The 15,270-nt window shown below is 66.1% G+C and carries 13 protein-coding genes; 5 read left to right on the top strand and 8 right to left on the bottom strand.

The features are described from left to right. Positions 1 to 45: 45 nt before the first annotated feature. The 3 genes from K410_RS0127335 to K410_RS0127325 all read right to left on the bottom strand — a co-directional run bounded on the left by K410_RS0127335 (position 46) and on the right by K410_RS0127325 (position 3,180). Complete coding sequence (locus K410_RS0127335) at positions 46 to 990, bottom strand: ABC transporter substrate-binding protein (protein WP_028137822.1); 945 nt, start codon at positions 988 to 990, stop codon at positions 46 to 48. Between the two features lie 106 nt (positions 991 to 1,096). Further along, positions 1,097 to 1,825 carry a histidine utilization transcriptional repressor HutC gene (gene hutC, locus K410_RS0127330; RefSeq protein WP_028137821.1) on the bottom strand — a complete coding sequence of 243 codons (729 nt, stop codon included), beginning with the start codon at positions 1,823 to 1,825 and terminating at the stop codon, positions 1,097 to 1,099. Further along, on the bottom strand, positions 1,822 to 3,180 hold the full coding sequence (locus K410_RS0127325; RefSeq protein WP_028137820.1) for a formimidoylglutamate deiminase: 1,359 nt from the start codon (positions 3,178 to 3,180) through the stop codon (positions 1,822 to 1,824). The genes hutC and K410_RS0127325 overlap by 4 nt, the downstream gene beginning before the upstream one ends. An 86-nt stretch (positions 3,181 to 3,266) precedes the next feature. Between K410_RS0127325 and hutI the strand changes: the two genes are divergently transcribed. From hutI to hutU, 3 genes are read left to right on the top strand one after another with little or no spacing between them, the layout of a single operon-like run. After that, the gene (gene hutI / locus K410_RS0127320) at positions 3,267 to 4,481 is read left to right on the top strand and encodes an imidazolonepropionase (RefSeq protein WP_028137819.1); all 1,215 of its coding nucleotides are present in this window, start codon (positions 3,267 to 3,269) and stop codon (positions 4,479 to 4,481) included. Beyond that, positions 4,478 to 6,049 (top strand): histidine ammonia-lyase, encoded by a 1,572-nt coding sequence (hutH, locus tag K410_RS0127315; RefSeq protein WP_028137818.1) that lies wholly within the window; start codon positions 4,478 to 4,480, stop codon positions 6,047 to 6,049. Before hutI ends, hutH begins: the two co-directional genes overlap by 4 nt. Further along, the gene (gene hutU, locus K410_RS0127310; protein ID WP_028137817.1) at positions 6,046 to 7,716 is read left to right on the top strand and encodes a urocanate hydratase; all 1,671 of its coding nucleotides are present in this window, start codon (positions 6,046 to 6,048) and stop codon (positions 7,714 to 7,716) included. Before hutH ends, hutU begins: the two co-directional genes overlap by 4 nt. Positions 7,717 to 7,723: 7 nt before the next feature. Here hutU and K410_RS0127305 read toward each other — a convergent pair whose 3' ends face one another. From K410_RS0127305 to K410_RS0127295, 3 genes are all read right to left on the bottom strand, one after another. Continuing rightward, entirely contained in the window at positions 7,724 to 9,733 is a 2,010-nt protein-coding gene (locus tag K410_RS0127305; RefSeq protein WP_028137816.1) for a putative bifunctional diguanylate cyclase/phosphodiesterase, read from the bottom strand. 347 nt (positions 9,734 to 10,080) lie between these two features. Further along, positions 10,081 to 11,235 carry a hypothetical protein gene (locus K410_RS0127300; protein ID WP_028137815.1) on the bottom strand — a complete coding sequence of 385 codons (1,155 nt, stop codon included), beginning with the start codon at positions 11,233 to 11,235 and terminating at the stop codon, positions 10,081 to 10,083. 317 nt (positions 11,236 to 11,552) lie between these two features. After that, positions 11,553 to 11,825, bottom strand: a complete 273-nt coding sequence (locus K410_RS0127295) for a hypothetical protein (RefSeq protein WP_028137814.1) — start codon at positions 11,823 to 11,825, stop codon at positions 11,553 to 11,555. A 162-nt stretch (positions 11,826 to 11,987) separates the two neighbouring features. Between K410_RS0127295 and K410_RS0127290 the strand changes: the two genes are divergently transcribed. Continuing rightward, on the top strand, positions 11,988 to 12,797 hold the full coding sequence (locus K410_RS0127290; RefSeq protein ID WP_028137813.1) for an ABC transporter substrate-binding protein: 810 nt from the start codon (positions 11,988 to 11,990) through the stop codon (positions 12,795 to 12,797). On the opposite strand, the gene K410_RS0127285 is transcribed toward K410_RS0127290, so the two are convergent. Continuing rightward, entirely contained in the window at positions 12,771 to 13,469 is a 699-nt protein-coding gene (locus K410_RS0127285) for an ABC transporter permease (protein WP_028137812.1), read from the bottom strand. The two genes, K410_RS0127290 and K410_RS0127285, sit on opposite strands and share 27 nt — an antisense overlap. After that, complete coding sequence (gene arsC / locus K410_RS37330; RefSeq protein WP_049820337.1) at positions 13,466 to 13,837, bottom strand: arsenate reductase (glutaredoxin); 372 nt, start codon at positions 13,835 to 13,837, stop codon at positions 13,466 to 13,468. Before arsC ends, K410_RS0127285 begins: the two co-directional genes overlap by 4 nt. Positions 13,838 to 14,196: 359 nt before the next feature. On the opposite strand from arsC, the gene K410_RS0127275 reads away from it, so the two are divergent. Then, the gene (locus K410_RS0127275; protein WP_155253717.1) at positions 14,197 to 15,096 is read left to right on the top strand and encodes a 3-hydroxybutyryl-CoA dehydrogenase; all 900 of its coding nucleotides are present in this window, start codon (positions 14,197 to 14,199) and stop codon (positions 15,094 to 15,096) included. Positions 15,097 to 15,270: the final 174 nt, after the last annotated feature.

The raw sequence follows: 15,270 nt of genomic DNA, 5'->3' as shown, positions 1-15,270 counted from the left end.
CTGCCGGCCCCGCCGCGAGACGGAGCCGGCAGCTCCTGAAGCGACTTACTTGATGAAGCTGGCGTCGTAGAGGTCCTCGACCTTCGGCGCGGACTTGATGATGCCGATCTCGAGCAGAAGCTCGGCGGCCTCCTTGTTGAAGGTCAGGAAGTCGCCGGCGAAGAACTTCTGGTTGGCGGCCTTGTCCTGCCAGCGCAGATATTTCGCCGAATTGCCGAACTGCTCGCCGGTCTGCTTCACGTCGGCGCCCATGATCTCATAGGACTTGGCCTGGTCCTTGGCGATCATGTCGAGCGCCTCGAAATAGCTGTCGGCGAGCGCCTTGGCGGCCTTGGGATTCTCGGTGAGGAATTTCGGCGTGCAGCCGAAGGTGTCCATGACCATCGGATAGTCCAGCGTGGTGGCGATGATCTTGCCCTTGTCGGGGGCGGCGCGCACCGTCGACAGATAGGGCTCGTAGGTCATCGCGGCGTCGTTCTGGCCGGAGACGAAGGCCTGTGCGGCGGCGGCCGGCTCCAGATTCACGACGGTGACGTCCTTCACCGACAGGCCGTTTTTCTTGAGCATCCAGGCCAGCGCGAAATAGGGCGAGGTGCCGGGCGCGGAGGCGGCGACGGTCTTGCCCTTCAGGTCCTTGATCGCGGCGACGTCGTTGCGCACGGCCATGCCGTCGGCACCGTAGCTCTTGTCGAGCTGGAAGATCTGCTTGGTCGCAACGCCGTTGGCGTTCCAGGAGATCCAGGTCTCGACGGTCGTCGCCGCGCACTGGATGTCGCCGGAAGCGATGGCGAGATGACGGTCCTTCTGCGGAATCTTCTTGATGGTGACGTCGAGGCCGTTCTTCTTGAAGATGCCGGCCTCCTTCGCCAGCGTCAGCGGCGCAAAGCCGGTCCATCCGGAGATGCCGACGCCGACCTTGACGTCGTCGGCGAGCACGGGCGTGGCGGCCGCAAGAGCAATGATTGTCGCAAATATCGTCGAATTACGCATGATTGTCGTCCTCTGCCGATCGGTGGATTGACGTCCTGTTGATCTTCATATCGGCCCCGATGGGCCGTTGCTCGAAGCGTTGCACGATTTGTGCCGACATGTTCTCTCAGCCTCCCTTGAACCGTGCGACAAGGCGGTGAGAGTCACCGGGATAGAGCAGGCGCACGGCGGTGATCGTGCGCGCGCTGCGCCAGGTGTAACGGTCGATCACCAGACAGGGCGCGCCGACGGCGATCGCGAGCGCGGCCGCCATATGATCGTCGGCAATGATGGCGCTGATTGTGTGCTCGGCCTCCGTCCACGGGACGTGGTGAAGCAGCCACGAGCCGGGCGGCTCGCGCGAGAAATCCGCGGTCGCGGCGTCAGGCACGGACGACAGGTCAATCAGCCGGTCCTCGACGGCGAACGGCACGTTGTCGGCGCTGTGCCGGCAGGTGACCGCAACCACCTTGCCGGCCTTCTTCACGCCCAGACGATCACGGTCGGCAGCGGTCGCGGGGCGCAGCTTGCGCTGGATCAGCTCATAGCCATAAGCGCGCCCCAGCGCGGTGATCTCGGCGCGGATGTCGGCGATCTTGAGCACAGCCGACATGTGCTGCGGCCGGCGCACGAACGAGCCGGCGCGCCGCCGCCGCTCGATCAGATCTGCCTGCGCGAGCTCCGACAGCGCCTTGTTCACCGTCATGCGCGAGCAGCCGTAACGCGCCACCAGCTCATGCTCGAACGGAATGCGATGGCCGGGCGGCCATTCCCCGGTCAGGATGCGCTTTTCGATGTCGGCGCGAATCCGCTTGTAGAGCGTCGGCTTGTCCGCGGCATCGGTGACGAGGCTCATGCAACGAGCCTCCGCACCGCTGCGTTGAAGCGCTCGCGCGCCGCCTGACGCAGCCTGTGCCGGCCGCCCTCGACAACCTTTTCGCCGCCGGAAAAGACGCAGTCGATCGCGCCGCTGCCCGCCGCGAAGATCCAGCCGTCGATAGCCGCATCGCCCTGGCGTCCCGCCAGCGAGGGATGTGCGGCGTCGAGCGTGACGATGTCGGCGCGCGCGCCGGGCACGAGGCCGATCGTCGTCTGCGCCAGCGCCTGGGCGCCGCCCGCGATCGCATGATCGTACAGCGTGCGTCCGGTCGAGCGGCCGGCGCCGGCAGACAGCACGTTGCGTTCGTGGTGCTTGAGCCGCTGGCCGTATTCGAGCTGACGCAATTCGTCGGCGACGCCGACCAGCACGTTGGAATCGGTGCCAATGCCGAATGCGCCGCCGGCGTCGAGAAATTCGCGGCCGGGAAAGATGCCGTCGCCAAGACTGGCTTCGGTGATCGGGCAGAGCCCCGCGACCGCGCCGGTCGCCGCGAACGCGCTCACTTCCGCATCCGTCATGTGGGTCGCGTGAATGAGGCACCAGCGCCGGTCCAGCGGCGCGTGCTCCAGCAGCCACTGCACCGGGCGGCGGCCCGCCCAGGCCAGGCAATCCTCGACTTCCTTCACCTGTTCGGCGGCGTGAATGTGCACCGGTCCGCCGTTCGCGAGTGGAACGATGGCCGCGAGCTCGTCCGGCGTCACCGCGCGCAGGCTGTGCGGCGCGATGCCGATGTTGGCGCCGGGCAACGTGCTGATCGCCTTGCGCGACGCCGTCATCAGCGCCGCGTACTGATCGACCGAGCAGACGAAGCGGCGCTGGCCGGCCTGCGGCGCAGCGCCGCCGAAGGAGCCGTGCGCATAGAAACTCGGCAGCAGCGTCAGCGCAATGCTCGATGCCTCGGCAGCCTCTGCGATCCGCGCGGCCATCTCCGCGATATCGGCATAGGGAGAGCCGTCGCGGTCGTGGTGCAGATAGTGGAATTCGCCGACGCGGGTAAAACCGCGCTCCAGCATCTCGACATAAAGCAGCGTCGCAACGGCCGCGACGTCGTCCGGCGTCATGGCCAGCGCAAAGCGATACATCGTCTCGCGCCAGGTCCAGAACGTATCGGTGCTGTCGCCGCGCAGCTCCGCAAGCCCTGCCATGCCGCGCTGGAAGGCGTGGCTGTGCAGGCTCGCCAAACCCGGAAGTGCGATGGCGTGGCGCTCGTCGCCGGCGGCAGGGGGCACGCCCGCGGTCACCGCCGCGATCGCGCCGGCGGTGATCACCACCTGCACGTCATTGGCCCAGCCCGAGGGCAGGAGCGCGGAGGCGAAATGCAGTCGGGTCATGATCAATACACGCCGGCTGGACAGAACCACCTTACGATTATATGTCTAGACATATAAGTCAAGCATCCCACCCCAGGGGAAGTGGCATGGCAGAGCGCTTCGACCGGATCTGGCACAATGCCCGTCTCGTCACGATGCGGGCCGACCGTCCTGATCTCGGCGAGATCGAGCACGGTGTCATCGCCGCGCGCGGCGGCCGTATCGTCTACGCCGGTGCGGCGACGGACTTTCCCGCGGATGCGGATGCGAACGAGCGGATCGACTGCGAGGGGCGCTGGATCACGCCCGGCCTCGTCGATTGCCACACCCATCTCGTCTATGGTAGCAACCGCGCGCACGAGTTCGAGCTACGCCTGAAAGGTGCGAGCTACGAGGAGATCGCGCGCGCCGGCGGCGGCATCGTCTCCACGGTGGCGGCGACGCGCAAGGCGAGCGAGGCAGAGCTCGTCGCGAGCGCGCTGCCGCGGCTCGATGCGTTGATTGGCGAGGGCGCTACCACCGTCGAGATCAAATCCGGCTATGGCCTCGATACCGAGACCGAGATGCGGCAATTGGCGGCCGCGCGCAGCCTCGGTCGCCAGCGGCCGGTTGCGATACGCACGTCCTTTCTCGGCGCCCACGCGCTCCCGCCGGAGGCTGATGGCGACAAGGATCGCTATATCGATCTCGTCTGCAAACAGATGCTGCCCACCGTTGCGGAGGCGGGCCTCGCCGACGCTGTCGACGCCTTCATGGAGGGCATTGCGTTCTCGGCCGCGCAGACGGCGCATGTGTTCGAGACGGCGGGAGCGCTCGGGCTACCGGTCAAGCTCCACGCCGATCAGCTGTCGAATCTCGGCGGCGCGGCACTTGCTGCAAGATTCTCGGCGCTATCGGCCGATCATTTGGAGCATACCGACGAGACCGGCGCCGCCGCGATGGCGAAAGCCGGAACTGTCGCGGTGCTGCTGCCCGGCGCGTTCTACTTCATTCGCGAGACGCAGAAGCCGCCGGTTGAGGCTTTCCGCAAACATGGAGTGCCCATGGCGCTAGCGACCGATTGCAATCCCGGCAGCTCGCCGCTGACCTCGCTGCTGCTCACCATGAACATGGGCGCAACGCTGTTTCGGATGAATGTGGCCGAGTGCCTTGCCGGGATCACCCGCGAAGGCGCGCGTGCACTCGGCGTGCTCGATGAGACCGGGACGCTGGAAGCAGGCAAATGGTGCGATCTCGCGATCTGGGACGTCGAGCGGCCCGCCGAGCTCGTCTACCGCATCGGCTTCAATCCGCTGCATCGCCGGGTATGGAGGGGCCAGTGACGGAGCAGGGCGGAGCGATCGTCGTCACGCCGGGAACGGTCAGCCTCGCCGATCTCGCGGGCGTGATTGCGGGCGCTCCCGTCGTGCTCGACCCATCGTTCTGGCCGCGCGTGGAGGCGGCTGCCGAAATCGTCGCAAAGGCCGCGCAAGCCGCTGCGCCGGTCTACGGTATCAACACGGGGTTCGGGAAGCTCGCCTCGAAGCGCATTGCGCCCGGCCAGACCGCGCTGCTCCAGCGCAATCTGATCGTGTCGCATTGCTGCGGCGTCGGCCCCGCGACTCCGGAGCCGATCGTTCGCCTGATGATGACTCTGAAGATCGTCTCGCTCGGCCGTGGCGCCTCCGGTGTACGCCGCGCGGTGATCGAGCAGCTGCAGGCCATGATGGCGCGGGGCGTCACTCCGCTGGTGCCGCAGCAGGGCTCGGTCGGCGCCTCCGGCGATCTCGCCCCGCTCGCGCACATGACGGCGGTGATGATCGGCGAGGGACAGGCCATCGTTGACGGACAAGTCGTGCCGGGCGGCGAGGCGCTGGCATCCGCCGGCCTCGTGCCGCTGACGCTGGGCCCCAAGGAGGGCCTCGCGCTGATCAACGGCACGCAGTTCTCGACCGCCTACGCCGTCTCCGGCGTCCTGCGCGCCTTCGGCCTGGTGCGCGCCGCGCTCGTCACCGGTGCATTGTCGGTCGATGCGGCGATGGCGTCGACGGCGCCGTTCCGTCCCGAAATTCAGGCGCTGCGCGGCCATGCCGGCCAGATCGCCGCGGCCGCCACGCTGACTGCACTGCTCGACGGCAGCGACATCCGCCTGTCGCATCTCGAAGGTGACGAGCGCGTGCAGGACCCCTATTGCCTGCGTTGCCAGCCGCAGGTCGCGGGCGCCGCGCTCGATCTGATCACGCAGGCCGCGCGGACGCTGATCGTCGAGGCCAACGCCGTCACCGACAATCCGCTGGTGCTGGTCGAAACCGGTGAGATCGTCTCTGGCGGCAACTTCCACGCCGAGCCGGTGGCATTCGCCGCCGATGCCATTGCGCTGGCGCTGTCGGAGATCGGCGCCATCAGCGAGCGGCGCATTGCGACGCTGGTCGATCCCGCGCTCAATTTCGGCCTGCCGCCGTTCCTCACTCCCGATCCCGGCATCAATTCCGGCTTCATGATCGCCGAGGTGACGGCCGCCGCACTCTATGCCGAGAACAAGCAGCGCGCAGCTGCCTGCTCGATCGATTCGACGCCGACCAGCGCCAACCAGGAAGACCACGTCTCGATGGCGGCGCACGCGGCGCGGCGGCTGTCCGACATGGCCGACAATCTCGCCGCCATCCTCGGCATCGAGCTTCTGGTCGCCGCCCAAGGCATCACGCTGCGCGCGCCGCATGCGACGAGCAGGCCGCTGGCTGCTGTCATCGCCGTATTGCGCGAGCAGGTGCCCGCGCTGGGTGCCGATCGCTACATGGCCGGTGATCTCGCCAAGGCCGCTGCGCTGGTCGAGGCCGACACTCTGCCTGCTACCGCGCTCACAGCGCTTCCATCCGATCCGTTTCCGAGACTTGATGAGAGGTCCGCATGAACCGCCGACTGGACAATGACCGCACCATCCGCGCGCCGCGCGGCAGCGAGATCAGCGCCAAGAGCTGGCTGACGGAAGCCCCCTTGCGCATGCTGATGAACAATCTCGATCCTGACGTCGCGGAACGTCCGAGCGAGCTCGTCGTCTATGGCGGCATCGGCCGTGCCGCGCGCGACTGGGAGAGTTTCGACCGGATCGTTGTGGCCTTGCGCAAGCTCGAAGCCGACCAGACGCTGCTGGTCCAATCCGGCAAGCCGGTCGGCGTGTTCCGCACCCACACCGACGCGCCGCGGGTACTGATCGCGAACTCCAACATCGTGCCGCACTGGGCGACGCTCGATCATTTCAACGAGCTCGATCGCCAGGGCCTGATGATGTACGGCCAGATGACGGCGGGCTCGTGGATCTATATCGGCAGCCAGGGCATCGTGCAGGGCACCTACGAGACCTTCGTCGAGGTCGGGCGGCGCCATTATGGCGGCAGCCTCGCCGGCAAATGGATTCTCACCGCCGGCCTGGGCGGCATGGGCGGCGCACAGCCGCTGGCCGCGACCATGGCGGGGGCCTCGATGCTCGCGGTTGAATGCCAGCCAAGCCGCATCGAGATGCGCCTGCGCACCGGCTATCTCGACCGCCAGGCCGCAAATCTCGACGACGCGCTGACGATCATGGCGGATGCCGCGAAGACGAAGAAGGCAATCTCGGTTGGCCTGCTCGGCAATGCCGCGGAGATCTTCCCTGAGCTGGTGCGCCGTGGCGTCAAGCCTGATATCGTTACCGACCAGACCAGCGCGCATGATCCGATCAACGGGTACTTGCCAAAGGGTTGGACGCTCGCGCAGTGGGAAGCCAAGCGCGCGTCCGATCCAAAGGCGGTCGAGCGTGCCTCCAAGACCTCGATGGTCGAGCACGTCCAGGCCATGCTGGATTTCCACGCGCAGGGCATTCCGACGCTCGACTACGGCAACAATATCCGCCAGATGGCGCAGGACATGGGCCTGAAGAACGCCTTCGATTTCCCGGGCTTCGTGCCCGCCTATATCCGCCCTCTGTTCTGCCGCGGCGTCGGACCGTTCCGCTGGGCCGCGTTGTCGGGCGATCCCGAGGACATCTTCAAGACCGATGCCAAGGTCAAGGAGCTGATGCCGGATGACAAGCATCTTCACAATTGGCTCGACATGGCCAAGGCGCGCATCAAATTCCAGGGCCTGCCGGCGCGGATCTGCTGGGTCGGCCTTGGCGATCGTCACCGCCTCGGCCTTGCCTTCAACGAGATGGTGGCGCGCGGCGAGTTGAAAGCGCCGATCGTGATCGGCCGCGATCATCTCGACAGCGGTTCGGTCGCGAGCCCCAACCGCGAGACCGAGGCGATGAAGGACGGTTCGGATGCGGTGTCGGACTGGCCGCTGCTGAACGCGCTGCTCAATTGCGCCAGCGGTGCGACCTGGGTTTCGCTGCATCACGGCGGCGGCGTCGGCATCGGCTATTCGCAGCACGCCGGCATGGTGATCGTCGCCGACGGCACGGCCGAGGCTGCGAAGCGCATCGAACGCGTGCTGTGGAACGATCCCGCCAGCGGCGTCATGCGCCACGCCGACGCCGGTTACGACATCGCGATCGACTGCGCGCGCGACAAGGGCCTCGATCTGCCAAGCCTTGCGAAGTAGCGGCGCCTCAGGCCACGACCCTGGCTCCGCGGCCGTCGAGACGCTGGCGTTCGTTCGCCAGGTACTCGGCGATCGCATCAGCCGGCATGGGTTTCGCGAAATAGTAGCCCTGGATGAAATCGCACCCGAGCCGGCGCAGGCTGTCGAGCTGGGCGCGGGTCTCGACGCCCTCGACGACGCAGGCGATCTCCATGTCGTCACAGAGGCCCGCAAGCGATTTGATGATCTTGTGGCTGACCGGGTTCTCGTTGATCTCGGCGACGAAGCTGCGGTCGACCTTGATCTTGTCGAGCGGCAACCGGTGCACGTGGCTCAACGACGAATAGCCGGTGCCGAAATCGTCCAGCGAAATGCCGCAACCCATCGCCTTCAGCGTGGCGATCGACTGCTGCGCGCGGACGAAATCGAAGGTGACGGCAGTCTCGGTGATCTCGAAGTCGATCCGGCGGGGCGACAGACCGCTTTTCTCGATGATCGAGATCAGCGGCAATATGCCCTCGGCGGCACAGACGTCGTGAGCGGACAGGTTGAACGACAGGCGGAGGTCGTCGGGCCAGGTTTTGGCCGTGGCGAGGGCGCGCGCCAGCAGCGCCTGTGTCAAAGGACGGATCAGACCGATGCGCTCAGCGGCGGGAATGAAGTCGGCCGGAGAGACCCAGCCCAGACGGGGACTGTGCCAGCGGGCCAGCGTCTCGAAACCCGCGGTGTGCTCGCTCATGGCATCGACGATGGGCTGGAAAACCAGCTCCATCTCGGCGCCGAAATCGGAGGTGCGCAACAGATTCTCGATCACGCCACGGCTGCGGATCTCGGCCTCGAGCTCGCTCGAGAAGATCACGGTGCGGCCGCGCTGATGGCGCTTGGCGTGATAGAGCGCGTAGTCGGCGCATTCATAGAGCGCTTCCGAGGTCGTCGCGGAGTCCGGGAACGACGCGAAACCAATCGAGCAGGACAGACCGGTATGAGCGGTGTCGAGCTGGTAGGGCAACTTAATCTGACTGGCGATCCGTTCGCCGAGGCGCGTCAGGTCCGCGTCCTCGGGGTCGCCGCAGACGATGAGGCCGAACTCGTCGCCGCCGAGCCGGGCGAATTCCACGCGCTGCGGGCCAAAGCCCTCGCAGACCTCGCGGATGCGCCGGCCCGCCTCGATCAGGACGCGGTCGCCGACCGAGTGACCGTAATTGTCGTTGATCGGCTTGAAGCCGTCGAGGTCGATGATCCCGACCGCGACGCGGACGTGCCTGCGCTCGGCGTCGGCAAAGGCGCTCGACAGCTCGGCGAAGAAGCGGCGGCGGTTCGGCAGCTCGGTGAGGGAATCGAGATTGGCGAGGCGGAAGTTCTCGTCCGAGAGCGCCTGCGTCGCCGCCTGTTGCGCGAGCAGCGACTTGCGGCTGGCGACGAGATCGGCGAAATCGCGGTAATAGATGAACAGCACCGTTACCATCGCGCCGGAAACCAGGAGATTGTTGACGGCCGTCGCCTTCAGCGTCGGCTCGCCCGTGGCGAAGAAGAACAGCACATAAGGCACGTCGACGATCAGCGTCACGATCAGCGCCGCCGAGCGCAGATGCATCAGCGAGAAGATGCAGCCGATCACCGTGACTGCCATGTAGAAGGCGACCTGGCTCTTGGCGAAGGGATCGCCGTAGGGATAGAGCGCGAAGGACCAGGCGGTGAATCCGGCGCTGATCGGCAGGGTCAGCCAGTTGGTCGCGCGCAGATTGCGCAGGATGTCGGCGTCGCTGCGCACCTGGTGACGCTGGCGTAGCCACCAATAGCCGCGCAACCCTGCGAGCACAGTCAGCACGCCGGGCACGATCATCGTCAGCCAGTCCGGCGCCACGTTCACGTAGGTGTAGGCCACCGCGATCGTGTTGCTCATGAGGATGAAGTAGAGCAGCGGGACCTGCTTGGAGAAGGCGCCGAACTGCGCGCGCATCAGATCCGGATTGTCGGCCGGAACGCGAAACAGCCGAACTGCGGCGGCGAGAAGAGACTTCAAATCTGCAACAGGCATTGAAAATACGAGCCCCGGCTACCCTGAAAACGCCGGCGATCTTGCATGATGGGGGTAAAGGGCGCGTTAGATTGATGCGCACCGACGGACCGGATCGGGTCGGGGGCCACAGCATCTCTTCCGTTTGCAGGCGTCGGTGAGGCCGCGTTAACGATAAGGGGCCGCAGAAGCGGGCGCATCGGCTGCAAATTCCGGCAAGAAGCCGCTGCTACGTTCTGCTAACCATGCGTGGCGGCGCAACGTGATGCCCCACCTCACCTCGCTGGGGCGGGTAATCGCATAGGGGCGATCTCCCATGTCGGAATATCAGCCGAGCAGATCGCGGCTTTCGTTGCAGCAGTCAAGGATCAGGCCAGAGCGGCCTGGCGCTCCCGGGCCGGTTCGCGGACTCGTTCGAGTTTCGCAGGCTCGGCGAGCCGCGTGAAACTGCGCTGGCTCGCCTGCGCGGGGCCCTCGACGATGACGCCCTCGCAGACGATCTGTCCGCCGAGCATCCTGAATTCCAGCTTGTCATAGCGCGGCATCGTCTCGCCGGGGGCGGGCGGCAGCAGCCCAACGCTTCCCTGGATGTTCAGCGTGGCTTCGCCGGTGCCGTGAAGCCGCGGATTCCACATCCTGATTCCGCTTTCCGCCCAGCGTTGCCGGATCAGCGCGGTACGATCGAGGGGCTCCGCGGCTCTCGCGCGAACCTGCGGCGCGCTGCGGACTTCCGGAGCAGGCGACACGAGCGCCGGAGCAGGCGCGATCTCGGTGATGACGCTGGCCGTGTCGGCGGGGTCGTGCTCTGCGGAGACCGCTGCGACGGGCGCAGCACTTTCCGCAACTACCGGCGCGATGGCAGCCGCATCGTCCGGCGAGGGACCGCTGTCGAAATCGATCTCGGAGACAGGCTCTGCCAGAACTTCGGCATCGGCAGATGTGACGCACGGCGCGTCTCCGCTTCGCTCGACGTCCACGATCGCATCAGAGGGGCGATCGTCGTCTACAGCAAGGGCGGGGCCATCAAGCGGATCACGCCCGACCGCGACGGGCGACGGCGATGTCTCCACCGCGGCGACGGCCTCGGCCGCGACCGGATCGTTGCTGATGGCTGGCTCGGGAGCATCTTCCGCCGTGGTTTCGATCTCGGCGGCCGAAGCCTTCTCATCGACGACCGGCTCAATGTCGGACGGCGTGTGCCGGGCGGAATCGTCGCCGGCGACGGCCTCGGTCGGCGCTGCCGGTGGGCTCTCCGCGATGACGGAGATCGCGGCATCATCCTCGGCGGACGGAGCCGCGGCCTCGCTCACGGCCTCATCGAGCCGCGAGGCCGTGCTAATTTCGGCGACCTGAGTCGAAGGGGCTTCTGCGATGCCTTGAGCCGCGACATCCTGGGCCGCGGTGTCTCGGACGATGACGGACGAGACGTCTGCCACGGCCGGCGTTGCATCAATGCTACCGCCCTGCGGCACGGGCCGAAGCCGGGTGAACGCCCATTTCACCGCAGGGATACGGCGCAGCAACGATATCAGTCTCGAAAGCACTAGGCGTTGTCCAAGAGATACTCGGCGTGAGGCAATCGCTGATTCGCCAGCAATGTGAAAAACTGCCCCGGCCGTCACACCTCTGTCAATGTAGCCGAGATCAATTGCAGAACATCAACAGGGTGGTCGGTGCCGGTGGGTGACCTGATGAAGTGCCAGTCATCACCGACAGACCAATCGCCGTGAAGTCCGAGCGTCATCGGCCGCCACCGACGTGACGCGACCACGATATGTCCGCGCCGTGTCAAGCACTCGCCTTCAAGGAAGGACGGCGAAGCGGGATTTCGATCTTCCGACTATTTGCCGGCGCCCGCGCTGCCGCCGGTCTGGCTGCCAGTGCTGTTGGTGTTGGTGCCGCCGGCTGATGGTTGCTGCGCACCCTTGCCGTCGCTGGCCTCGTTCTGCATGTTCGACGAGCGTCCGGTCGTCATGCCCTTGGTGGCGGGACCTCGCGAGGAGGGGCCGACGTCGCTCTGGCCCGAGGCGCCCGGGGCGGGTTGTGTCTGCGCGACGGCGCTACCGGTCGCCAGCGCCATGATGCATGCCGATGCCAAGACGAGCTTCTTCATGGGATTCTCCTTGACTTTACATCCCAGACAATCCGCCTGCGCCGGCGACGTTCCTGCCGAATTGCGGCCATCGCTTCAACCCTGAGCGGTTGAACGTTGCTGGTTCCCGTCAACGTCCCAAGCGGCTATTGAGGGACCGTCATTGCTTGCTAGGAACGCCGCATGAGGAAGATTGCCACCCTTGGAGCGCTGCTGCTCTGGTCCACCATCGCGGTCGCGCAGGATCGCGCCATCACGGTCGCCTCGACCACCTCGACGGAACAATCAGGCCTGTTCGGCCATCTGCTGCCGCTGTTCGAGAAAGCCGAAGGCATCAGGGTGAAGGTCGTCGCCGTCGGCACCGGCCAGGCGCTCGACATCGGCCGGCGTGGCGATGCCGACGTCGTGTTCGTCCATGACCGGCCCGCCGAAGACAAGTTCATGTCGGAAGGGCAGGGTGTGAAGCGCTTCGACGTCATGTACAACGACTTCATCGTGGTCGGGCCAAAGAGCGATCCGGCGCGGATATCCGGCAGCAAGGATGTGGTCGAGGCGCTGCGCAAGATCGCGACCGCGAAGGCGCCGTTCATCTCGCGCGGCGACAAGTCCGGCACGCATGCGGCCGAACTGAGGCTGTGGAAAGAGGCGGGTGTCGACCTCAGCTCCGGCAAGGACAGCTGGTACCGAGAGATTGGTCAGGGCATGGGCCCGGCGTTGAACATGGCGTCGTCGTCGAACGCCTATGTTCTGTCGGACCGCGGCACCTGGCTTTCCTTCAAGAACCGCGGCGAGCTCGCCATCCTGACCGAGGGCGACAAGCGGCTGTTCAACCAGTACGGCGTCATGCTGGTGAATCCCGAGAAGCACCCGAACGTGAAGGCGAAGGACGGGCAGGCCTTCATCGACTGGCTCGTCTCGTCGAAGGGACAGGACGCGATCGCCGGCTACAAGGTCGGCGGCGAGCAGCTATTTTTCCCCAACGCGCCCCACTAGCAGGAACGCGACGGTCGACACCGCCACGCTCAGCGCGAGCAGGATCAGTCCAAGGCCGAGCGCCAGCGGCAGGTCGCCCTTGCTGGTCTCCAGCGCGATCGCCGTCGTCATCGTGCGGGTGAAGCCGCGGATGTTGCCGCCGACGATGATGATGGCGCCGACCTCGGCGATGGCGCGGCCGAACGCCGCAAGAAAGGCCGTCAGCAGCGAGGTCCGGCCCAGTGCGAACAGGAGCGCCATGCTGCGCAGGGCCGACAGCCCGTCGATCCGCGCCAGGTCGCCGTACTCCGCCCACAGCAGGCTTGCGGGCCGGTGCACCAGGGCGACCACGATGGGAGCGGCCAGCAGCGTCTGCGCGATGATCATGGCGGCCGGCGTGAACAACAGCCCGGCCGCTCCGAGCGGGCCCGAGCGCGACAGCAGCAGGTAGAGCGCGAGCCCGACCACGACCGGCGGAAGGCCAAGCAGCGCGTTGGTCAGCACGATGATCACCTGCCGCCCGCGGAAACGGGTGATCGCGAGCAAGGCTCCGATCGGCGCGCCGATCATGAGAGCAATGATGCTCGCGGTCAGGCTGACGCGCACCGACAAGGCGACGATGCCGAGCAGCTCGGCGTCGGCTTCGCCGATGAGCGAGAACGCAGCGCCAATGGATCGTGCGAAGTCGTTCATCCGGCCTGACGCTGTTGCGCCGGCAGCAGATCGAGCACCCGTTCGGAGGGACGGCAAAGCCTGACGCCCTTCGGCGTCACGACGATCGGCCTGTTGATCAGGATCGGATGCGCCATCATCGCATCGAGCAGCTGATCGTCGGTCAGCGCGGGGTCGTCGAGCCCGAGCTCTGCGTAAGCGGGCGCCTTGTCGCGAACCGCCTCGCGCACCGAGATCCCCATGCGTGCGATGAGCTGCTGCAGCAATGCCCGCGATGGCGGTGTCTTCAGATATTCGACCACATGCGGCTCGATGCCGGCGTTTCGGATTGTCGCGAGCGTCGTGCGCGACGTGCCGCATTCGGGATTGTGGTAGATGATCACGTCCATTCGAAAAGCCCCCACGCTCAGCAGCAGCTGAGCTGCTTCCGGACCCTCGCGCGGTCTCGCCGCGGCGAGCCGGCAACGGGCCTGTCGCGGACTAGACCACGATTCACGGCGCGATTTCCAGAAGCGGGCGTCGCGTGGTCCCATTCGTGGAGCTCAAGGGCGATCCGAAGCGTCCGGGCCGGCCCGTCTCTCCGCCGGGCGGCGCCGGGCCAAATTCGGGGGTCAAACCGCTTGGCGGGCGGCAAAATCGTGCCGTTTCGCGGCCGAGGGCGGCTTTATTCCGGCCCTGGATGCTTTAAGGAGAGGGCGGATCAGGTCGCGGCCGCGTTGTGGCGGTGCTAGACCCTGGTGCAGGAACAATGGGCCGTGCCGGCTGGCGCGCCCGCAAGGATGAAGGATATGAGGCAATGATCCAGACCGTTGGCATCATCGGGGCAGGGACCATGGGCAATGGCATCGCGCAGGTCTGCGCAGCGGCCGGGCTCTCGGTCGTGATGGTCGACATTTCCGATGCGGCCGTGAACCGCGGGCTTTCGACCGTCGGCGGCAGCCTCGAGCGCCTGGTCAAGAAGGAGAAGATGTCGGCGGCCGACCGCGACGCCACGCTCAAGCGCATCACCGGCACCACCGACCGGGCGAAGCTGTCGGATTGCGACCTGGTCATCGAGGCCGCGACGGAGAACGAGGAGCTCAAGGTCAAGATCCTGAAAGACCTCTGCGCCACCTTGTCGCCGCGCACGCTGGTCGCGACCAACACCTCGTCGATCTCGATCACCAAGCTCGCCGCCGCGACCGACCGTCCCGATCGCTTCATCGGCATGCACTTCTTCAACCCGGTTCCGGTGATGGCCCTGCTGGAGCTGATCCGCGGCCTGCAGACCTCCGACGACACCCATGCCAAGGCGCTCGATTTCGCCAAGCGCGTCGGCAAAGTGGCGATCACCGCCAAGAACAGCCCGGGCTTTGCCGTCAATCGCATCCTGTGTCCGATGATCAACGAAGCGATCTTCGCGCTGCAGGAAGGGATCGCGACCGCGGAAGAGATCGACGCCGGCATGAAGCTCGGCTGCAACCATCCGATCGGGCCGCTGGCTCTGGCCGATCTGGTCGGGCTCGACACCATGCTTTCGGTGATGGAGGTCTTTTACAAGGGCTTCAACGATCCTAAATACCGGCCAGCGCCGCTGCTGAAGGAAATGGTCGATGCCGGCCATCTCGGCCGCAAGACCGGGCAGGGCTTTTACAGCTACGGTACGTGAGTCAGGTTATTTGCGTTGCGACAAAGACGGTCGTGGCGCATTGCGCCTAGCATGACGTAGGCGCCCTTCCTTCTCCCCTTGTGGAAGAAGGTGGCGCGAAGCGCCGGATGAGGGGTTGGTTCCGCAATCTCCATTGCTTGAGGAGTGCGCGGAGACAGACCCCTCACCCGTCTC

This window comes from Bradyrhizobium sp. 22 (genome assembly GCF_000482425.1).
GTDB classification, from domain to species: Bacteria; Pseudomonadota; Alphaproteobacteria; order Rhizobiales; family Xanthobacteraceae; genus Bradyrhizobium; species Bradyrhizobium japonicum_B.
The sequence above is the reverse complement of the archived record's forward strand: the minus strand, read 5'-3'. Positions and strand labels throughout refer to the sequence as shown.